This window comes from Streptomyces sp. NEAU-YJ-81, from assembly GCF_017592595.1.
GTDB classification, from domain to species: Bacteria; Actinomycetota; Actinomycetes; order Streptomycetales; family Streptomycetaceae; genus Streptomyces; species Streptomyces hygroscopicus_B.
The window spans coordinates 1-15,280 of record NZ_JAGFNO010000043.1; the positions used below are offsets into that span (position 1 = coordinate 1).

Genomic DNA, 15,280 nt, shown 5'->3' on the forward strand with positions numbered 1-15,280 from the left:
GACGGCCACCGACGTTCGACAAGGCCGACTACAAGCATCGGCACGCGGTCGAGTGCGGGATCAACCGACTCAAGCGACACCGCGCGGTCGCCACGAGATACGACAAACTCGCCGTCCGCTACGAAGCCACCGTGCTGGTCGCAGTCCTCAACGAGTGGCTGTGACCAGCACTTTCGCAACAGACCCTAGGAGAACCGCGACGGTGGGGCTCAGGGGGCCGACCGCGGCGACGAACAGGAGCTGGCCGGCCAGCGCCGGGCCGAATCCGCCTGCTCCCGACAGCAGGAACGAGGGGATGGCGAGGACCGCCATCGCTGTTGCGGAGTAGAGCACGATGGCGCGGCGCCCGAAGCGGTCAGACATGCTGCCGAAGAAGGGGCTCAGCGCGATGGTGACGATGAAGCAGATGGCCGACGACCACAGTGCCTCGTTGCGCGGGAGGCCGGTCTCCTCGGACAGGTAGGTCGGCCAGTAGGTCTTGAGGACGTAGAAGGCGATCGAGCTGAGAGAGACGATGGCGAAGATGATGGCGATGGGACCGCGCTGGGTGCGCAGGGTCTTTCCCAGTGGGGCGGATTCGACCTCGTTGTCCTTGGCCAGCGCCGTGAACACCGGGCTTTCCGCTGCCCGCAGCCTCAGGTAGAGGCCGCACAGGCCCAGGGGCAGCGACAGGAGGAACGGCAGTCGCCATCCCCAGTCGCCCATCGCCGTGTTCCCGAGCGCGGTGGTGAGCACGGCGACCAGGGCCACGGCCACGAGAGACGCCGCGTTGGTTGAGATGGCAAGGACGCTGGCGTAGCGGCCCCGCTTGTCGGCTGGCGCGGACTCAAGGATGAACGCGCTGGCGCCGGAGTATTCACCGCCTGCGGAGAAGCCCTGCACCAGGCGCAGGATGAGCAGCAGCAGCGGTGCGAATGCTCCGATGCTGTCGTAGGTGGGCAGTACGCCGATCAGCGCTGTCGACCCGGACATGACGAGGACCACGATGGTGAGGGTGTGGCGGCGTCCCAGACGGTCGCCCATGCGCCCGAAGTACACCGCGCCCAGGGGACGCACGAAGAAGGTGACCGCGAAGATCCCGAAGGTCGACAGCAGGGCCGCGCTGCGGCTCTCGCCGGGGAAGAACTCGTCAGCGATGACCGTGGCGAGGAATCCGTAGAGCGCGAAGTCGAACCATTCCACGAAATTGCCCGCGCCACCGGCGAAGAGTGCACGGCGTGCCTGCGGCACAGCACTTGATACCTGGTCAGACATTAAACCTCCTGGGACCGGGCCATGACAGCAGGACAGGTGTCGACGCTCTTGCCGCTGCCACACCTGCTGCTTTATGCCGTTCACCATGCATTCACGGGCGGCCCTGGTCCAGTTCCAATAGTGAGGTCATTGTTACCCTTTTAGGCATGGATCCGACGCTGCAGCAACTCAGGGTGTTTTTGGTGGTGGCCGAGGAACTGCATGTGGGCCGGGCGGCAGCCAGGCTGCACATGACGCAGCCCCCGGTGAGTCGGCATCTCAAGGCCCTGGAAACGAGCCTGGGGGTGCGCCTGGTCGAGCGCTCCACGAGGCGCATGGCGCTGACTCCCGCGGGGGAGGTTCTGCGGGTGGAGGCCGAGGCCATGCTGGCTCGCTGGGACAGGATGGTGGACCAGGTACGTAGCGAAGAAGCCGTCGCCAGTCACACTCTGCGACTGGGTAGTGTGGAAGCCGTGGCCGTGGACGCCTTGCCGACAGCGATTGGCCTGCTGCGGGAGCGTTGTCCAGAGGTCGAGTGGGATCTGCGCGAAGGGCAGACCGCTGAATTGCTGGAGGGACTGCACACGGATCGATTCGACTGCGTCGCGGTCCGCGGACCGGTCCACACGGCACCGGGGATCAGCACAGCGGTGATCTACGACGATGAGCTGGTCGCCGCGCTCCCGGAATCGCACTGGCTGGCAGGCCCGGAAATTTTCTTGCAGTCCCTCGCCGACGAAGACTTCATCGTCTACAACCGCAGAGCACGCCTGGGCCTTCTGCCTGCGATTCTCGCCGCCTGCGGACAGGCCGGCTTCGCGCCCCGTATCCGCCACGACGCATCCGGCACCGAGCTCATGCTCGGTCTTGTCGCCGCCGGGGACGGAGTGGCCCTGGTCTCTTCATCGGCTGCACGGGCTCCGCGTCGCGGAGTGCGGTTCGCTTCCCTGGCCGGCCGTCCGGCTTCATCCCCGATCCTGCTGGCCTGGCGCACCAGCATGCCCGACGGCGTCGTCTCACAACTGCTGGACCTGCTCCGGAGCACCGCAATGCGCCAACAGTGAGAAGCCTCAAGACGACGGTCGGATACCGCACGCATCAGGTTTCGTGAACGGCGGGAACCTTCCCAACGCCCCGTCAGCCCCTGGTGACGGCGGCGTGGGCAGATTCGTCGACGTGGAGGGTGAAGACATCGGGGCGGGCGTAGTGGCCTGTGGTGTCGAGATCGAAACGGGCGCGGGCCAGGTCATTGAGATCGAGCTCGGCGATCAGGATGCCCTCGCCATCGCGCAACGGCCCGGCCAGGATCTCGCCGAGCGGGGAGACGATGACGGAGCCGCCGCCGATCAGGACCGTATCCGGTTCGTCGCCCTGGACGGGGCGGAGGTCGCTCGGCAGGGCGTCGCGACGCAGGTACTGGTTGGCGCTGAGGACGAAACAGCGGCCTTCCAGGGCGATGTGCCGCATGGTGGCCTGCCAGGCGTCGCGGTCGTCGACGGTCGGTGCGCACCACAGGTCCACGCCCTTGGAGTACATCGCGGTGCGGAAGAGCGGCATGTAGTTCTCCCAGCAGATGGCCGCGCCGATGCGGGTGGCGCCGGTATCGATGACGGGGAGGGTGGAGCCGTCTCCCTGGCCCCACAGGTAGCGCTCGGCGGCGGTGGGCATCAGCTTGCGGTGCAGGCCCAGATAACCGTCGGGGCCGAAGAAGAGCGCGACGCAGTACAGCGTGCCGCCCTGGCGTTCGACCGCTCCGACCACAGCGTGGCATCCGAGCTCGCGGGTGACTGCGGCCAGAGTCTCGACCTCCGGGCCGGGGATCTCGATGGCCGCTGCGTGGTAGCGGCGGAACAGGTCGCGGCCAGCCGAGGTGCGGCTGCCGACAGTCATGTCGAAGTCCAGTCCCTTGGGGTAACCGCCGAGGAACGCCTCCGGGAGCACAACGACCTCGGCATCCCGGTCGGTGGCAGCCTCACGGATGAGTTCTTCGGCCCGGGCCAGCGCAGATGGTGTGTCGAACAATGGGGCGGCCGCCTGGACGACGGCAGCGGTCACGGTGCGGCGGAGTGCGAGAGAGGTGGACGTCATGCATCGACGTTAGAAATTCCACCAGCCATACAGCAAACTAATCCTTGCCATGATCGACATTTATGAGACCGAATTCAGGAAGGCGGACCTCAACCTGCTGGTCGTCTTCGCCGCTCTGATGCGCGAGCGCAGCGTCACCCGGGCGGCCACCGCCCTGCACCTGAGCCAGGGCGCGGCCAGCGCCGCCCTCGGCCGGCTGCGTCGACTCTTCGATGACCCGCTGTTCACCCGCACACGGGGCGGCATCGAGCCCACACCGCGCGCCATCGAGCTGGCCCGCCGCATTGAGCCGGCCCTCGGGTTGATTCACGGCGCCGTGACCGACCAGGACCACTTCGATGCGGCCACCGCCCAGCGCACCTTCACCCTGGGCATGTCCGACGACCTGGAGGCGGCGCTGCTGCCTCGGCTGCTGACCGCCACTGCTGAACTGCCAGGGGTCCGGCTCGCCGTACGGCAGGCCAACCGCAACACCGTCGCCGGCATGATCGACCGCGGCGAGATCGACCTCGGTGTGGCCGCCGCCCCCGCACACGGCGCCGAACACCGCAGCCGTGACCTCTTCGCCTCCGGCTACACCTGCCTGTTCAACCCCCACCTCCTGCAGCTTGAGACCCCGCTCACCTTGGACGCCTACCTGGCCCACCCGCACCTGCTGATCTCCTACGACGGCCGACGCGGCATCGTCGACGACCTCTTGGAAGCACGGGGGCTCGATCGCCGGGTGATCGCCTCCACCACCCACTTCGCCGGAGCGGCGCTCCAACTCGCAATGCTGCCTGCCCTGGCCACCCTTCCCACCCACGCCGCCACCATCTACGCCGACCTTCTGGGCCTGACAGCCACCCCACCGCCGCTGCCAATGCCCAAGTACACCGTCAGCTCGATCTGGCACGGAACCGTCACCAATGACCCCGCGCATGTCTGGCTCCGGCACCTGGTCGAGGAAGCGACGCGTTCCGCCGGCGGAAACCAGCAGTTGTGAGAGACCACGGATCACTTCGACGCTGCTCGGGCTGACGGCCGCCTTGGCGACCACCTCGCACCACTGGAGTGAGAGGTCATTTCCTCACGTTCTTCATCCCGAGACGTGTCTTTCGATTGCGGGTGCCGGGGTACGCCAGGAGACGGTCGCCTCGCCGGTGAGGCGGCGGGCCATCGAGCCGTCGCGGAGAACGACGTCGGCGCCGTCACGCGGACGAACCGGCTGACCGGCTTGGCGAGCAGGGCCAGCCGTTTGTGCGTCCCGTAGCTGTGGTCACCTGAGTGTGGTATCGCCCTGTGCCTCGAGGACCTTGCGCAGAGCCGAGGTGATCTGTTCGACCTCGTCGGGACTGAGGACCGACAGGATGTTCTCGTACCCCCGCAGGTGGGCTGCGATCACCTCGTCGGTGAGGGCGTAGCCGCGCTCGGTGAGGCGAATCTGCACCGAGCGCCTGTCGGCGCCTTCCCGTACCCGTTCGACCAGGCCAGCCGATGGCCGGTCGGCCACAGATTTGAGACCCATTGGTCAGTCTGCTCACTCATTAGAGCGAATCAAACGTGGGGACCTTCAGTGGGACGGTGTCCTAGAAGGTACGGCCTCCCTCCATCAGTGCCCAAATGTAGTACCACTTACCATCGAGGATGCTGGCGGCTTGTGACTGGGCGCTTCAGATGGCGGGGTTCGTCACCTGAAGCGCTCAATCTGTCGAGGTCGCACCTGGGGACGTCGGGCCTGCGTCAGCCGAGCCCGGCCAATTCGGCGAGGGTCCCACCGAGCACCCGGTCGCGCACCTCGCCCGGTCTGGTGACCCGCTCCACCATCGCCCGGGTGAGGACCGGGTCGCCGTACGGGGCGTCCGAGCCGAACAGGGTCCGGTCCGGGATCTCCTTGATGGCCAGCCGGACCGCGAAGATGATGTTGGCGGTGGACAGCTCCAGGTACATGTTCGGGGTGTCCCGGACCAGCTCGATGGCCTCCATCCAGTTCAACCCTCCGAGTTGGCTGACCACCAGCGGAACCGTCGGATACCGCCCGGCGAGCGCCGACAGCGTCGTAAGATCGTCTGCCGTGGTCGGGGCGAATCCATGCACGACCACGGGCAGCTGACCATGATCGGCCGCCGCCTGGAGCACCGGTTCGATCATCCGTGCCCGACCCGGCGGCGGCGTCAGCTCACCGATCCCGCGCAGCCCACGCCCGATGACCTCGCGTTCCACGGTCGCGGCAATCTGATCCGGCTGCAGATCGAGCGGTACGGACAGGAAGCCGATGAACCGATCCGGCCGTGCGGCGAGTGCGGCGTCCAACTCCCGCCACGCGCCGCGATATCCCTCGGCCGTGCTGGCCCGACCCCCGATGGCCTCGTCCAGGATCGCCATCTCCCGGCGCAGCGAGGTAAGGTCTCCGGCCCGCTCCGGGTGTGGGCGGGTGGCGAACAGCACGGCGCGGTCCACCCCGGCCTCGTCCAGTAGCCCCACATGTGCCTCGACGGGGTCGTGGACGTGGCTGTGTGCATCGATGATCAATGATCACTCCCTCCTTGACGACCGGCCCGGAATGCGGCCGACCAGTGCACTGTTGCTCCCTGACACCGTGGGAAGGTCAAGTTGGAGGGAGCGGGTCGGTGCTGATTGGGGAGCTGTCGCGTCGTACCGGAGTCAGCGAACGCCTGCTGCGCTACTACGAGCGGATGGAGCTGATCCACTCAGAGCGCCGCGCCAATGGCTATCGCGAGTACGACGATCAGATGGTGGAGACGGTGCGGCGCATCCGCGCCCTGCTGGCCGCCGGCCTGCCCACCCGCATCATCCGCCAGGTCCTGCCCTGCACCTTCGACGAGGCGACGCTGCGCCCCTGCCCCGGCGTTCTCACCAGCCTCCGCGACCAGCTGAACGTCCTCGATCAGCGGGCCTCCGACCTGGAGACCGCGCGCCGCCTTCTGCGCCAGACGATCGCCGCCACCGAGAACGCGGCAAACTAAGCCGGATGACGGGCGCCGGAGTCCCGCGCATCGCTAAGTTCTCGCAGGCGGGACCCGTAGTCATCCTCGCGTCCGCCATCTGATGGACTCGGGCCCGCCAAGTCGGACGCTCATCCGCCAGCTGAAGCACTCAGTCACAGGTGTGACTGAGCGCCGTAGTTGGCCCGGTCGACCAACTACGGCGCTCAGTCGGGCCAGATGAAGGTGCTCGCGAGGCCCTAGTTGGCCGCTCGCCCAGACGGTGCGGCAGTCGGGGACATTGCCGGGGAGGCGTCGAAGAGCGCGTGGACGGCCACGTGGACCTGGGTGGGGTACTTCGCCTCGGGTGCGCGGTCGTAGACGGGGAAGACGCCCGCCGCCCCGGCACCGACGGCGAGTTCGCGGAAGAGGCGGTCGTGGGTCCTGTCGTCGCCGAAGACTCAGCCGGCGCCGTGGATGTAGAACACCACCGGCAGTGGGCCGGTGGCTCCCTTGGGTCGGATGATCCGGGTGCGGACCGTGCCCCACTTGCCCGCGTCCACGTCGCCCCACTCCTCGTCGACCTCAGGACGGGGCACGCTCTGGTCGCTCTGCAGGCCGAGCGGGATGTCGCGGCCCTTCACCGGGGGAACCTCGTAGATCCGCGGATGCGGGTCCGTGGCCTCGCGCAGCTCCTTCGCCGCGGGTTCGAGGTAGGGCGTGATCGGAGGAGGAAGATCGGTCATGTCGACTCCATGTCGCGGGCACACGGGCGCCCTTTCGCGCGGCCTCGCCGGCCATGGCTGCTGTTCGCCCCCGGGTTTGCCTCCCCCCGCACCATCCTCGCCCCCGCCTGTGAAGCGCAACCGCTCCAGGCGCCCTTCCCCGGACGGTGCGGGCCGGTGGCACGCCGTAGCGATCACCCTCGTCTGGGCGGACGATGGCCTGGGGTGCTCGCCGACGAAATCGGCGGGTCCATCCACCGGCTGCCGCCGGAGCCGTTTCGGCGAGACGCAGTCGTTCGGCGGGCAAGGAGAGACGGAGATGACCAGGGTTCTCTTCGTGGTGCCCGCGGCCGACTGCTGGATGCCGAGGGATGGACGTGCACCCCTCAGGGCTCTGGGCCAGGGCTGGCTATGCCGCACAAGATCTTCACCGGGGCCGGATGGGAGATCGCGAGCGCGACGCCGGGGGACGGTTCCGCGGCGGGACGTAGGAGGTGTGGGCTCTATGGCGATCAAGGTCGCCAAGGTGCTCGGGGCCCGTGTCGTCACCACTGTGGGGGGACCGGAGAAGGCCGCCAGGGCGCGCGAGCTGGGCGCCGACACGGCGGTCGACTACCGAACCGAGGATTTCACCGAGCACGGCCCCTACGACGTGATCCTCGACGTCATCGGTGGAGACTACCTCGAACGCAACATCCGTTCCTTGGCCGTCGACGGGCGCCTGGTCGTCATCGGTCTGCAAAATGGCCTCGATGGCAAAATCAACCTTGCCGACCTGGTCTTCAAGCGCCTCTCGGTGCACGGCACCACCCTGCGCACCCAGTCCAAGGAGAGAAGGCCGCCATCGTCACCGAAGTCCGGGACAAGGTCTGGCCGATGGTCGAGAGCGGGTCCGTGCGGCTGGTCGTCGAGGATCAGCTGCCCCTCGACGAGGCCGCCGAGGCGCACCGGCGGATGGGTACGACAACCGTGCCTGCACCTGGAAGCTGCGGATCCCGGCGTCGTGCATCTGCCGCACCTGGGCGCGGATCGTGTCCTTGTCGGGTAGCCGGTGCCAGAACCAGTAGGCGGCGGGCGCATGCCAGGGGTCCGGGTTCCGGAATCGGTGCAGCGCGGTCTCATGTGCGGACAAAGCGGACAAGGGTGTCAGCTCCTCGAGCGGCGGCGAGACCCGCGCGGGCCTCGCCGCCACGGGTCGGTCAGCGTTCCGTGCGGTCGGCAGCGTGCCTGCCGGCCGCGTCGGGAGTCGGTAGCTGCAGCCCGCGCTCCCCGCGAGCGGTGTCTTCCGCGGTCACGAGCGAGTAGCCGGGCTTCGGGTCCAGCCGGAGTCCGAACGTGAGGATCGCGTAGAGCGCGGCGCCGAGCACCAAGGCGATGACGATGCCGAGCTGGATGCCGCCCATGGTGCCCATCATCACGGCGATGAGCGACAGGAACGACTGGAACGTGGCGAGGAGCGAGGTGGAGATGAACAGCAGGTAGAAGGCGCCCGCCGCGATGATGACCGCGTTGATTGCGGTTCGTCACGGAGCGGCGCAGCGGTACGCCGACCGCCCCCGCGGCGGGCGTTCGGCCGCGCGAAGGCGCGTGTCCGGGGCGGTCGTGCGGTCACCCGGCCTTGGCGACCTCGACGGTGACCTGGCGGTCGTAGAGGTCTTTGAGGACGGACTTCGGGGTGTGTTCGTCCACGATGACGAGGTCGAAGTCGGTGAGTGGGGCCAGGGCGTGCAGGGCCCGGCGTTCGAATTTGGTGTGGTCGACGTACAGGATCCGCTTGGCCGCGACATCCATCATCGCGCGTTTGAACGACACGGTGTCCTGGGTCTGGTGGTAGCAGGTGCCTGCCGTGATGGCGGACGTCGAGAGCACGGTGAGGTCGACGGAGAGGCCGCGGATGGCGTCGACCGTCATGCCGCCGAGGAACGCGTCGCCGGCTTCGTGGTACGTGCCGCCGAGGCCGATGAGGCGGATGCCGGGGGCGCCCTTGAGCTCACGGATTATGGGCAGGAAGTTGCTGATCACGGTAGCTGGGCCGGTGTCGCGCAGCATGCGGGCGAAGTGGATGCCGGTGGTGCTGTCGTCGAGCATGATCGCCTGTCCGGGCTCCACGTATTGCAGAGCTGCCCGGGCGATGGCGCGCTTGGCCGCGGCCTGGCTCTCAAGCCGTACGGTCACGCTGCTCTCGAAGAGGGCCGACGGCTCCACGCTCGCACCGCCGCGCGTCCGGCGCAGCAGCCCTTGCCGGTCCATCGCGGTGACGTCCCGCAGGATGGTCATCACGCTGACCCCGAACTGCTCGGCCAGTTCCTCGTTGCGCACTGAGCCTTGCTCGATGACCTGGTCGAGGATCCGCTGCTGGCGCTGCGACGGCCTCAGCGCCTCCCGGTCGTCGGACTCCTCCGGAACCACGGTGCCGTGGCTTTCACTCACCGGTATGCCTCCTGCCAGGGCGCGTACGCTGCTGTTCTGCCGGCATCAGCCTAAGTGGTTTCTCGCGGAGTCTTGTGTGGGCGGGACGAGGAGGCGTCGCCATGCGCATCGTCACCCGTGAGGGTGACCGCCGCCGCAAGCGCCCGCCGCACCCGCGGGCCGTTTCGTGCATGATCAACAGGACTTCCGCACAGTCCGGCACAGCCCGAATCCGCTGGCTGTAGGCCAATTGGCCGGGGCGATGAACGGCTTCCAGCAGCACCCTTCACGACTGCGTGCCGTGTCCGTACCCGCCGCTCCAAGCCGCTCGACCCCGGTCTGACAGCCGTTCTCCGGAGAGATCCGGTGATCGTCCGCGGTGAACGCCCGTACCTCGGCATTCGGTTGGTGTCGACGGTGCGCGTCCTGCCCTGCTGCATCGCCGAGGCCGGGGGAGGGCGCTGGGGGCGGGCACGCCGCACCTCAAGGAACTAACATTAAGAATGTTGGAACAGACACTTGACGTGTGGGTTGCGGCAGGATCATCGTGAAAACGAACACGAAACCCGTTGGGAACAACGAGATGGCGCTCCTGCCGGACAGCACACCCGACATTCCTGAAAGCGGGACTGCGTCCGTGCATGCCCCCGTCCATCACAGCCGTGTGGGCTGCGACCCGCACACCACTACATCGAGAACTCCGGGTCCCGGTGAGCCGCATGCGCCAGGTTCCGATGCAATCGAGAGGAGCTGAGGTCGTGCGCGAGGTCGCACTTTCCCCTTCAGCGCGTGAGCACGCGCTCGATGAGATGGCAGCCGACGAGGTCGATGTCCTGGTCGTCGGAGGTGGTGTGGTCGGTGCCGGCGCCGCCCTCGACGCGGTGACGCGCGGGCTGTCGGTCGCGCTGGTCGATGCGAACGACTGGGCCGGCGGAACATCGAGCCGTTCGAGCAAGCTCATCCATGGCGGCCTGCGCTATCTGGAGATGCTCGACTTCAAACTGGTCGCCGAGGCCCTGCGGGAACGGGCCCTGCTGCTCCAGCGGCTCGCCCCGCACCTGGTCAGGCCCGTGTCGTTCCTCTACCCGCTGACCCGCCGGATCTGGGAGCGACCGTACGCCGGAGTCGGGATGCTGCTGTACGACACGATGGGCATGAGCTCCGTCCTGCCACGCGGGGTGCCGGCTCATCGACACATGACCAAGCGCACAGCACTCGCCGAGGCACCGGGGCTCAAGCCTTCCGCTCTGGTCGGGGCGGTGCGCTACTGGGACGCGCAGGTCGACGACGCCCGCTTCACCCTCACCCTGGTCCGCACCGCCGCTTCCTACGGTGCACTGTGCGCCAGTCGGACCCGGGCCTCCTCGTTCATACGTGAGGAGGGCCGCGTGGTGGGTGCCGTCGTCCAGGACGTGGAGACCGGTCGCGAACGCACCGTACGCGCCCGTGCGGTGGTCAATGCGACCGGCGTGTGGACCGACGAGATGCTGCAGCGGGCGGGCGCGAGCGGCTCGCTGCGGGTACGGGCGTCCAAGGGAGTGCACCTGCTGGTACCGCGCTCCCGGATCGCGATGTCCTCCGGCCTCATCCTGCGCACCGAGAAGAGCGTGCTGTTCGTCATCCCCTGGGGCGACGAGCACTGGATCGTCGGTACGACGGACACCGACTGGACGCACACCAAGGAACACCCCGCGGTCAGCTCCGGCGACATCGACTATCTGCTGGACCACGTCAACACCGTGCTCGCCTCTCCGCTCACCCGGAACGACATCCTGGGCGTCTACGCGGGCCTGCGTCCGCTGGTCTCCGGCCAGGCGGAGCAGACGGCCAAGCTCTCCAGGGAGCATGTGGTGGCGCGCCTTCAGCCGGGCCTGGTCGCCATAGCGGGAGGCAAGTTCACCACCTACCGCGTGATGGCCAAAGACGTCATCGACGCCGCCGTGCGTGAACTGCCCCACAGCGTTCCGGCTTCCTCCACGAGGGAAGTACCGCTGGCCGGCGCCGATGGCCACCAAAGCCTGGTCCGGCGCAACGCGGTACTGGCCAAGCGATACAGGCTGAGCCCCGATCGTGTCGACCGGCTTGCGGAGCGTTACGGCACGCTCGTCGCCGAAGTGCTCGAGCCGGTCGCCGCGGACAGCACACTTGGTGAGCCGCTGCGCGGCGCGCCTGGTTACCTCCGTGCCGAGATCGTATACGCCGCCACACACGAAGGCGCCCTTCACCTCGACGACGTCCTGACCCGCCGTACCCACATCTTCATGGAGACCGAGGACCGGGGCCTGGCGGCGGCCGAGGAGGCAGCCCCCCTGGTGGCCGCCTCGCTCGGCTGGGACCAGACCACGGTCGATAAGGAGATCCACCGGTATCGGCAGCGGGTCGAGGCCGAGCAGGAGGCGGGCCGTCAGCCCGACGATCGACGCGCCGACGCCGCGCGGATGCGCGCACCCGGCTTCGGCGGCCCGCAGCCTGCCCATATGGCGTGACCGGCATGGACACCACCAGCGGGGCGGACGCAACCCCCGTACATCGTCGGCGACGACAGCCGGACGCGGCAGGGCAGGGCGCCCCGACTGCCCCGACCAAGAAGGAGAGGAGGGCATATGGAGCACAGCAGCAGTAGCACGTACGTCATCGGCATTGACAGCTCCACGACCGCGACCAAGGCCGTCGTGTTCGACGAGGCGGGCCACGCCGTCAGCGAGGGGCGCCGTACATTCCAGCTCCAGCGCCCGCAGCCCGGGTGGCATGAGCAGAACGCCCGGGACTGGTGGGACTCCACACACGGCGCGCTGCGCGAGGCGGTCTCGCAGATCGACGCCACGCGGATCGCCGCCATCGGCATCACCCATCAGCGTGAGAGCTTCGTCTGCCTGGACCGGCACGGGAACGAGCTGCGCCCGGCGATCCTGTGGCTCGACGGCCGGGCCGGCAAGCAGATCGCCGAGCACGGCAGCAGGTCCGTGCACGAGCTGTCCGGGAAGCCGCCGGACGTCACCCCGGCGTTCTATAAACTCATCTGGCTGCGGGAGAACGAGCCGGACACCCTGCGCAACAGCGCCCGCGTGGTGGACGTCGCCTGCTACCTGGCCCACAAGCTCACCGGCGAGTGGCGCACCAGCTGGGCCTCGGCCGACCCGCTCGGCCTGGTCGACATGGCCTCGTTCACCTGGTCGCGGCAACTGCTCGACACGGTGGGCCTGACCGAGGATCAGCTGCCCGAACTCGTTCCCCCCGGTGCCGTACTGGGCGAACTGAGCCGTGACATCGCCGAGGAGCTGGGCCTCCCGGCGGACATCCCGGTCGTGGCGGGCGCGGGCGACGGACAGTGTGCCGGTCTCGGCGCGGGCGTCACTCGCCCGGGACTGATGTACGCGAACATGGGCACCGCCCTCGCCGCCGGCACCTGGTCGCAGAGCTATCTCTGGTCCCGTGCCTACCGCACCCTGGGCGGCCCGGTCCCCGGCACCTACACGCTGGAGACCCTGCTGTCGGCCGGCAGCTATCTGATCAGCTGGTTCATGGACAAGTTCGGCGCACCGCCCGGCCTGGAGCTGGGGCTGTCCGGCGAGGAGGTCATGGAGGCGGCCGCCGCGAAGATCCCGCCCGGCGCGGACGGTCTGATGGCGCTGCCTTACCTCAACGCCGCACAGACCCCGTACTGGGACCCCAGCGCGCGTGGCGCCATCATCGGCTGGTCCGGCTTCCACGGCAGGCAGCACCTGTACCGGGCTCTGCTCGAAGCCGTCGCCTTCGAGCTGCGGCTCACCACCGACGGCGTCGCCGACGACACCGGTATCCCCATCGAGCGGTACCTGGCGATGGGCGGCGGTTCGCGCAGCCGGCTGTGGACACAGATCGTCGCCGACGTCACCGGCCGCCCCGTCACCGTGTGCGCCGAGACCGAGACCACCGCACTCGGTGCGGCGGTTCTTGCCGCGGCCGCTGTCGGGCTCGGCGGTGTCGACGACATCGACGAGACGGCGGCTCGGATGGCGCGGGCCAAGGCCACCGTCGACCCCGACCCCGTCGCACGTTCCCGCTACGAGGACCTGTACCAGGTCTACCGCCGCCTGTACCCGGCGCTGAAGGACCTCTTCCCGCCGCTGCTCGCCGCCTCCAGTGCGGCCGGCGGCAAGGACTAGGAGCCCTCACACCCCGCCGGTTCGGTGAACCGCGGCAGGGCCGCCCACGACCCCCACCCGGCCGGTTCGGTGAACCGGCGGTCTGCACATGCCACTTTGCTCACCTTCCGTACCACTTCTGGAGAACGACATGAGCACCATCGCCATCGGCTCGGACGATGCCGGCGCAGCGATGAAGGATGCCTTGCGCGAGCATCTGATCGCGCAGGGACATGAGGTGAAGGACTTCGGCTCGGGCGAGCAGGAGGACTACCCGGACGTCGCCGAGCGCGTCGCCCTGTCCGTCGCCGACGGCGAGCACGAGCGCGCCGTCCTGGTGTGCGGCACGGGCATCGGCATGGCGATCACCGCCAACAAGGTGCCCGGGGTACGCGCCGCCCAGATCGCCGACGCCTACAGCGCCGAGCGGGCCCGCAAGTCCAATGACGCGCAGATCGCCTGTTTCGGCGCCCGCACGCTCGGCATCGAACACGCCAAGGTCTGCCTCGACCACTGGATCGCCTCGGAGTTCTCCGGCGGTCGTTCCCTGTCCAAGGTCCGCAAGATCACCGCAGTCGAGCAGCGCCGGCTCGCCACGTACGAGGAGAAGTCCGCATGAGCCGGTCCGCCGGGACGATCACCATCCTCGGTGCGGGCGCGATGGGCAGCGCACTCGCCGCACCGGCCGCCGACAACGGTCCTGAAGTCCGGCTGTGGGGCACCTGGCTCGACGACGAACTGCTGGACGCCGTCACGCAGGGCCGTGCTCATCCGCGGACAGGGGTCCCGCTCGACCCGCGAGTGAAGACCTATCGCAGCGATCAGCTGGCAGAAGCCCTGGACGGGGCCACCTACGTCGTGCTGTCGATCAGCTCCGACGGCCTGGTGGACGTGTTGCGCAAGGCGGCCGGGCACCTGCGCCCCGGGCAGATCCTGGCCATCACCACCAAGGGCTTCGTCCGGCTCGGCGACCGCATCGTCACGCTCCCCGACGCGGTGACCAGCGTGCTGCACGAGGCCGCGCCGGACGGCAGTCTGGACCTGCCGCTGGTCGTCATCGGCGGCCCGTGCAAGGCCAATGAGGTCGCGGCTCGCAGGCCCACCGCATCCGTGCACGCGTGCGGCTCGCCCGATGTCACCGAGCGCTCCCGTAGCCTGTTCGCCACTGCGGCCTACGCGGTCGAGGAGAGCGACGATCTGATCGGCGTCGAGGTCGCCGCCGCGCTGAAGAACGTCTACGCGATCGCCCTCGGCATCTGCCAGGGACTGGCCGAGCACGGCGGTGAGCCGTACCACGATCTCCAGGCCGCGGCGTTCGCCCGTGCCGTCACCGAGATGGTCCGGCTGGCAGGGCTGCTCGGCGGCCGTCCCGAAACCGTGACGGGACTCGCCGGCGTCGGTGACCTCGAGGTCACGGCCCTGTCCGGCCGCAACCGCGTCTACGGCACCCGCATCGGCGCCGGCGAGGCCCCGGACGAGGCACTGCGGGCCATGCAGGCCGCGGGCCAGACCGTCGAGGGTGTCCCCGCCGCGCTGCTCGCCCGTGACCTCGTCGACCAGATGATCGGGCTCGGTGCGCTGGACAGCTGGTCCGATCTTCCTCTGCTACGGCAGATCGCCGACCTCATTGGTGGTCAGAAGCCGTACGCCGGCCCCGAGGAACTGGCCGGAGCTTTGGCCCGAGCCGCCCTGCCGGCGCGCTCGCCGGCGGAGCGTTAGGTCATGCCCGGCATTCAGGGCCACGGCGCCCGTGCCGGCAGCCAGGCCGCCGACGGAA

Annotated in this window: 14 protein-coding genes and 1 pseudogene; 8 read left to right on the forward strand and 7 right to left on the reverse strand. The window is 68.7% G+C overall.

Annotation, left to right across the window (positions count from 1 at the left end; all coding sequences use genetic code 11):
- Window positions 1-147: 147 nt before the first annotated feature.
- A complete protein-coding gene (locus tag J5X86_RS45005; protein ID WP_208522425.1) occupies window positions 148-1,254 on the reverse strand; it encodes an MFS transporter in 1,107 nt (368 codons plus the stop codon).
- A 146-nt stretch (window positions 1,255-1,400) separates the two neighbouring features.
- On the opposite strand from J5X86_RS45005, the gene J5X86_RS45010 reads away from it, so the two are divergent.
- On the forward strand, window positions 1,401-2,297 hold the full coding sequence (locus J5X86_RS45010) for a LysR family transcriptional regulator (RefSeq protein WP_208522426.1): 897 nt from the start codon (window positions 1,401-1,403) through the stop codon (window positions 2,295-2,297).
- Window positions 2,298-2,370: 73 nt separating this feature from the next.
- Here J5X86_RS45010 and J5X86_RS45015 read toward each other — a convergent pair whose 3' ends face one another.
- A complete protein-coding gene (locus J5X86_RS45015) occupies window positions 2,371-3,321 on the reverse strand; it encodes a nitrilase-related carbon-nitrogen hydrolase (protein ID WP_208522427.1) in 951 nt (316 codons plus the stop codon).
- 49 nt (window positions 3,322-3,370) lie between these two features.
- Here J5X86_RS45015 and J5X86_RS45020 point away from each other — a divergent pair, with 49 nt between their 5' ends.
- Window positions 3,371-4,306 carry a LysR family transcriptional regulator gene (locus J5X86_RS45020; RefSeq protein ID WP_208522428.1) on the forward strand — a complete coding sequence of 312 codons (936 nt, stop codon included), beginning with the start codon at window positions 3,371-3,373 and terminating at the stop codon, window positions 4,304-4,306.
- A 273-nt stretch (window positions 4,307-4,579) separates the two neighbouring features.
- Here J5X86_RS45020 and J5X86_RS45025 read toward each other — a convergent pair whose 3' ends face one another.
- Window positions 4,580-4,828, reverse strand: coding sequence for a MarR family winged helix-turn-helix transcriptional regulator (locus J5X86_RS45025; RefSeq protein WP_208522429.1), 249 nt, complete (start codon window positions 4,826-4,828; stop codon window positions 4,580-4,582).
- Between the two features lie 215 nt (window positions 4,829-5,043).
- Window positions 5,044-5,832 (reverse strand): amidohydrolase family protein, encoded by a 789-nt coding sequence (locus J5X86_RS45030; protein WP_208522430.1) that lies wholly within the window; start codon window positions 5,830-5,832, stop codon window positions 5,044-5,046.
- A 98-nt stretch (window positions 5,833-5,930) separates the two neighbouring features.
- Here J5X86_RS45030 and J5X86_RS45035 point away from each other — a divergent pair, with 98 nt between their 5' ends.
- Window positions 5,931-6,287, forward strand: coding sequence for a MerR family transcriptional regulator (locus J5X86_RS45035; protein WP_208522431.1), 357 nt, complete (start codon window positions 5,931-5,933; stop codon window positions 6,285-6,287).
- Window positions 6,288-6,505: 218 nt separating this feature from the next.
- Here the strand turns inward: J5X86_RS45035 and J5X86_RS45040 are convergent.
- A pseudogene (locus J5X86_RS45040) lies at window positions 6,506-6,991 on the reverse strand (alpha/beta hydrolase).
- A gap of 484 nt (window positions 6,992-7,475) precedes the next feature.
- Between J5X86_RS45040 and J5X86_RS45045 the strand changes: the two are divergent.
- Entirely contained in the window at window positions 7,476-8,018 is a 543-nt protein-coding gene (locus tag J5X86_RS45045) for a zinc-binding dehydrogenase (protein ID WP_243983113.1), read from the forward strand.
- A 151-nt stretch (window positions 8,019-8,169) separates the two neighbouring features.
- Here the strand turns inward: J5X86_RS45045 and J5X86_RS51470 are convergent, their stop codons facing one another.
- Together J5X86_RS51470 and J5X86_RS45055 are read right to left on the reverse strand one after the other, a co-directional pair.
- Window positions 8,170-8,373 (reverse strand): hypothetical protein, encoded by a 204-nt coding sequence (locus J5X86_RS51470; RefSeq protein ID WP_243983114.1) that lies wholly within the window; start codon window positions 8,371-8,373, stop codon window positions 8,170-8,172.
- Window positions 8,374-8,578: 205 nt separating this feature from the next.
- Window positions 8,579-9,400 (reverse strand): DeoR/GlpR family DNA-binding transcription regulator, encoded by an 822-nt coding sequence (locus tag J5X86_RS45055; protein ID WP_208522432.1) that lies wholly within the window; start codon window positions 9,398-9,400, stop codon window positions 8,579-8,581.
- A gap of 737 nt (window positions 9,401-10,137) precedes the next feature.
- Here J5X86_RS45055 and glpD point away from each other — a divergent pair.
- From glpD to J5X86_RS45075, 4 genes are all read left to right on the forward strand, one after another.
- The gene (glpD, locus tag J5X86_RS45060; protein WP_374229456.1) at window positions 10,138-11,865 is read left to right on the forward strand and encodes a glycerol-3-phosphate dehydrogenase; all 1,728 of its coding nucleotides are present in this window, start codon (window positions 10,138-10,140) and stop codon (window positions 11,863-11,865) included.
- Between the two features lie 117 nt (window positions 11,866-11,982).
- Window positions 11,983-13,524, forward strand: coding sequence for an FGGY-family carbohydrate kinase (locus J5X86_RS45065; protein WP_208522433.1), 1,542 nt, complete (start codon window positions 11,983-11,985; stop codon window positions 13,522-13,524).
- Between the two features lie 130 nt (window positions 13,525-13,654).
- Window positions 13,655-14,122, forward strand: coding sequence for a ribose 5-phosphate isomerase B (gene rpiB / locus J5X86_RS45070; protein WP_208522434.1), 468 nt, complete (start codon window positions 13,655-13,657; stop codon window positions 14,120-14,122).
- Window positions 14,119-15,222, forward strand: a complete 1,104-nt coding sequence (locus J5X86_RS45075) for a hypothetical protein (RefSeq protein WP_208522435.1) — start codon at window positions 14,119-14,121, stop codon at window positions 15,220-15,222. The genes rpiB and J5X86_RS45075 overlap by 4 nt, the downstream gene beginning before the upstream one ends.
- Window positions 15,223-15,280: the final 58 nt, after the last annotated feature.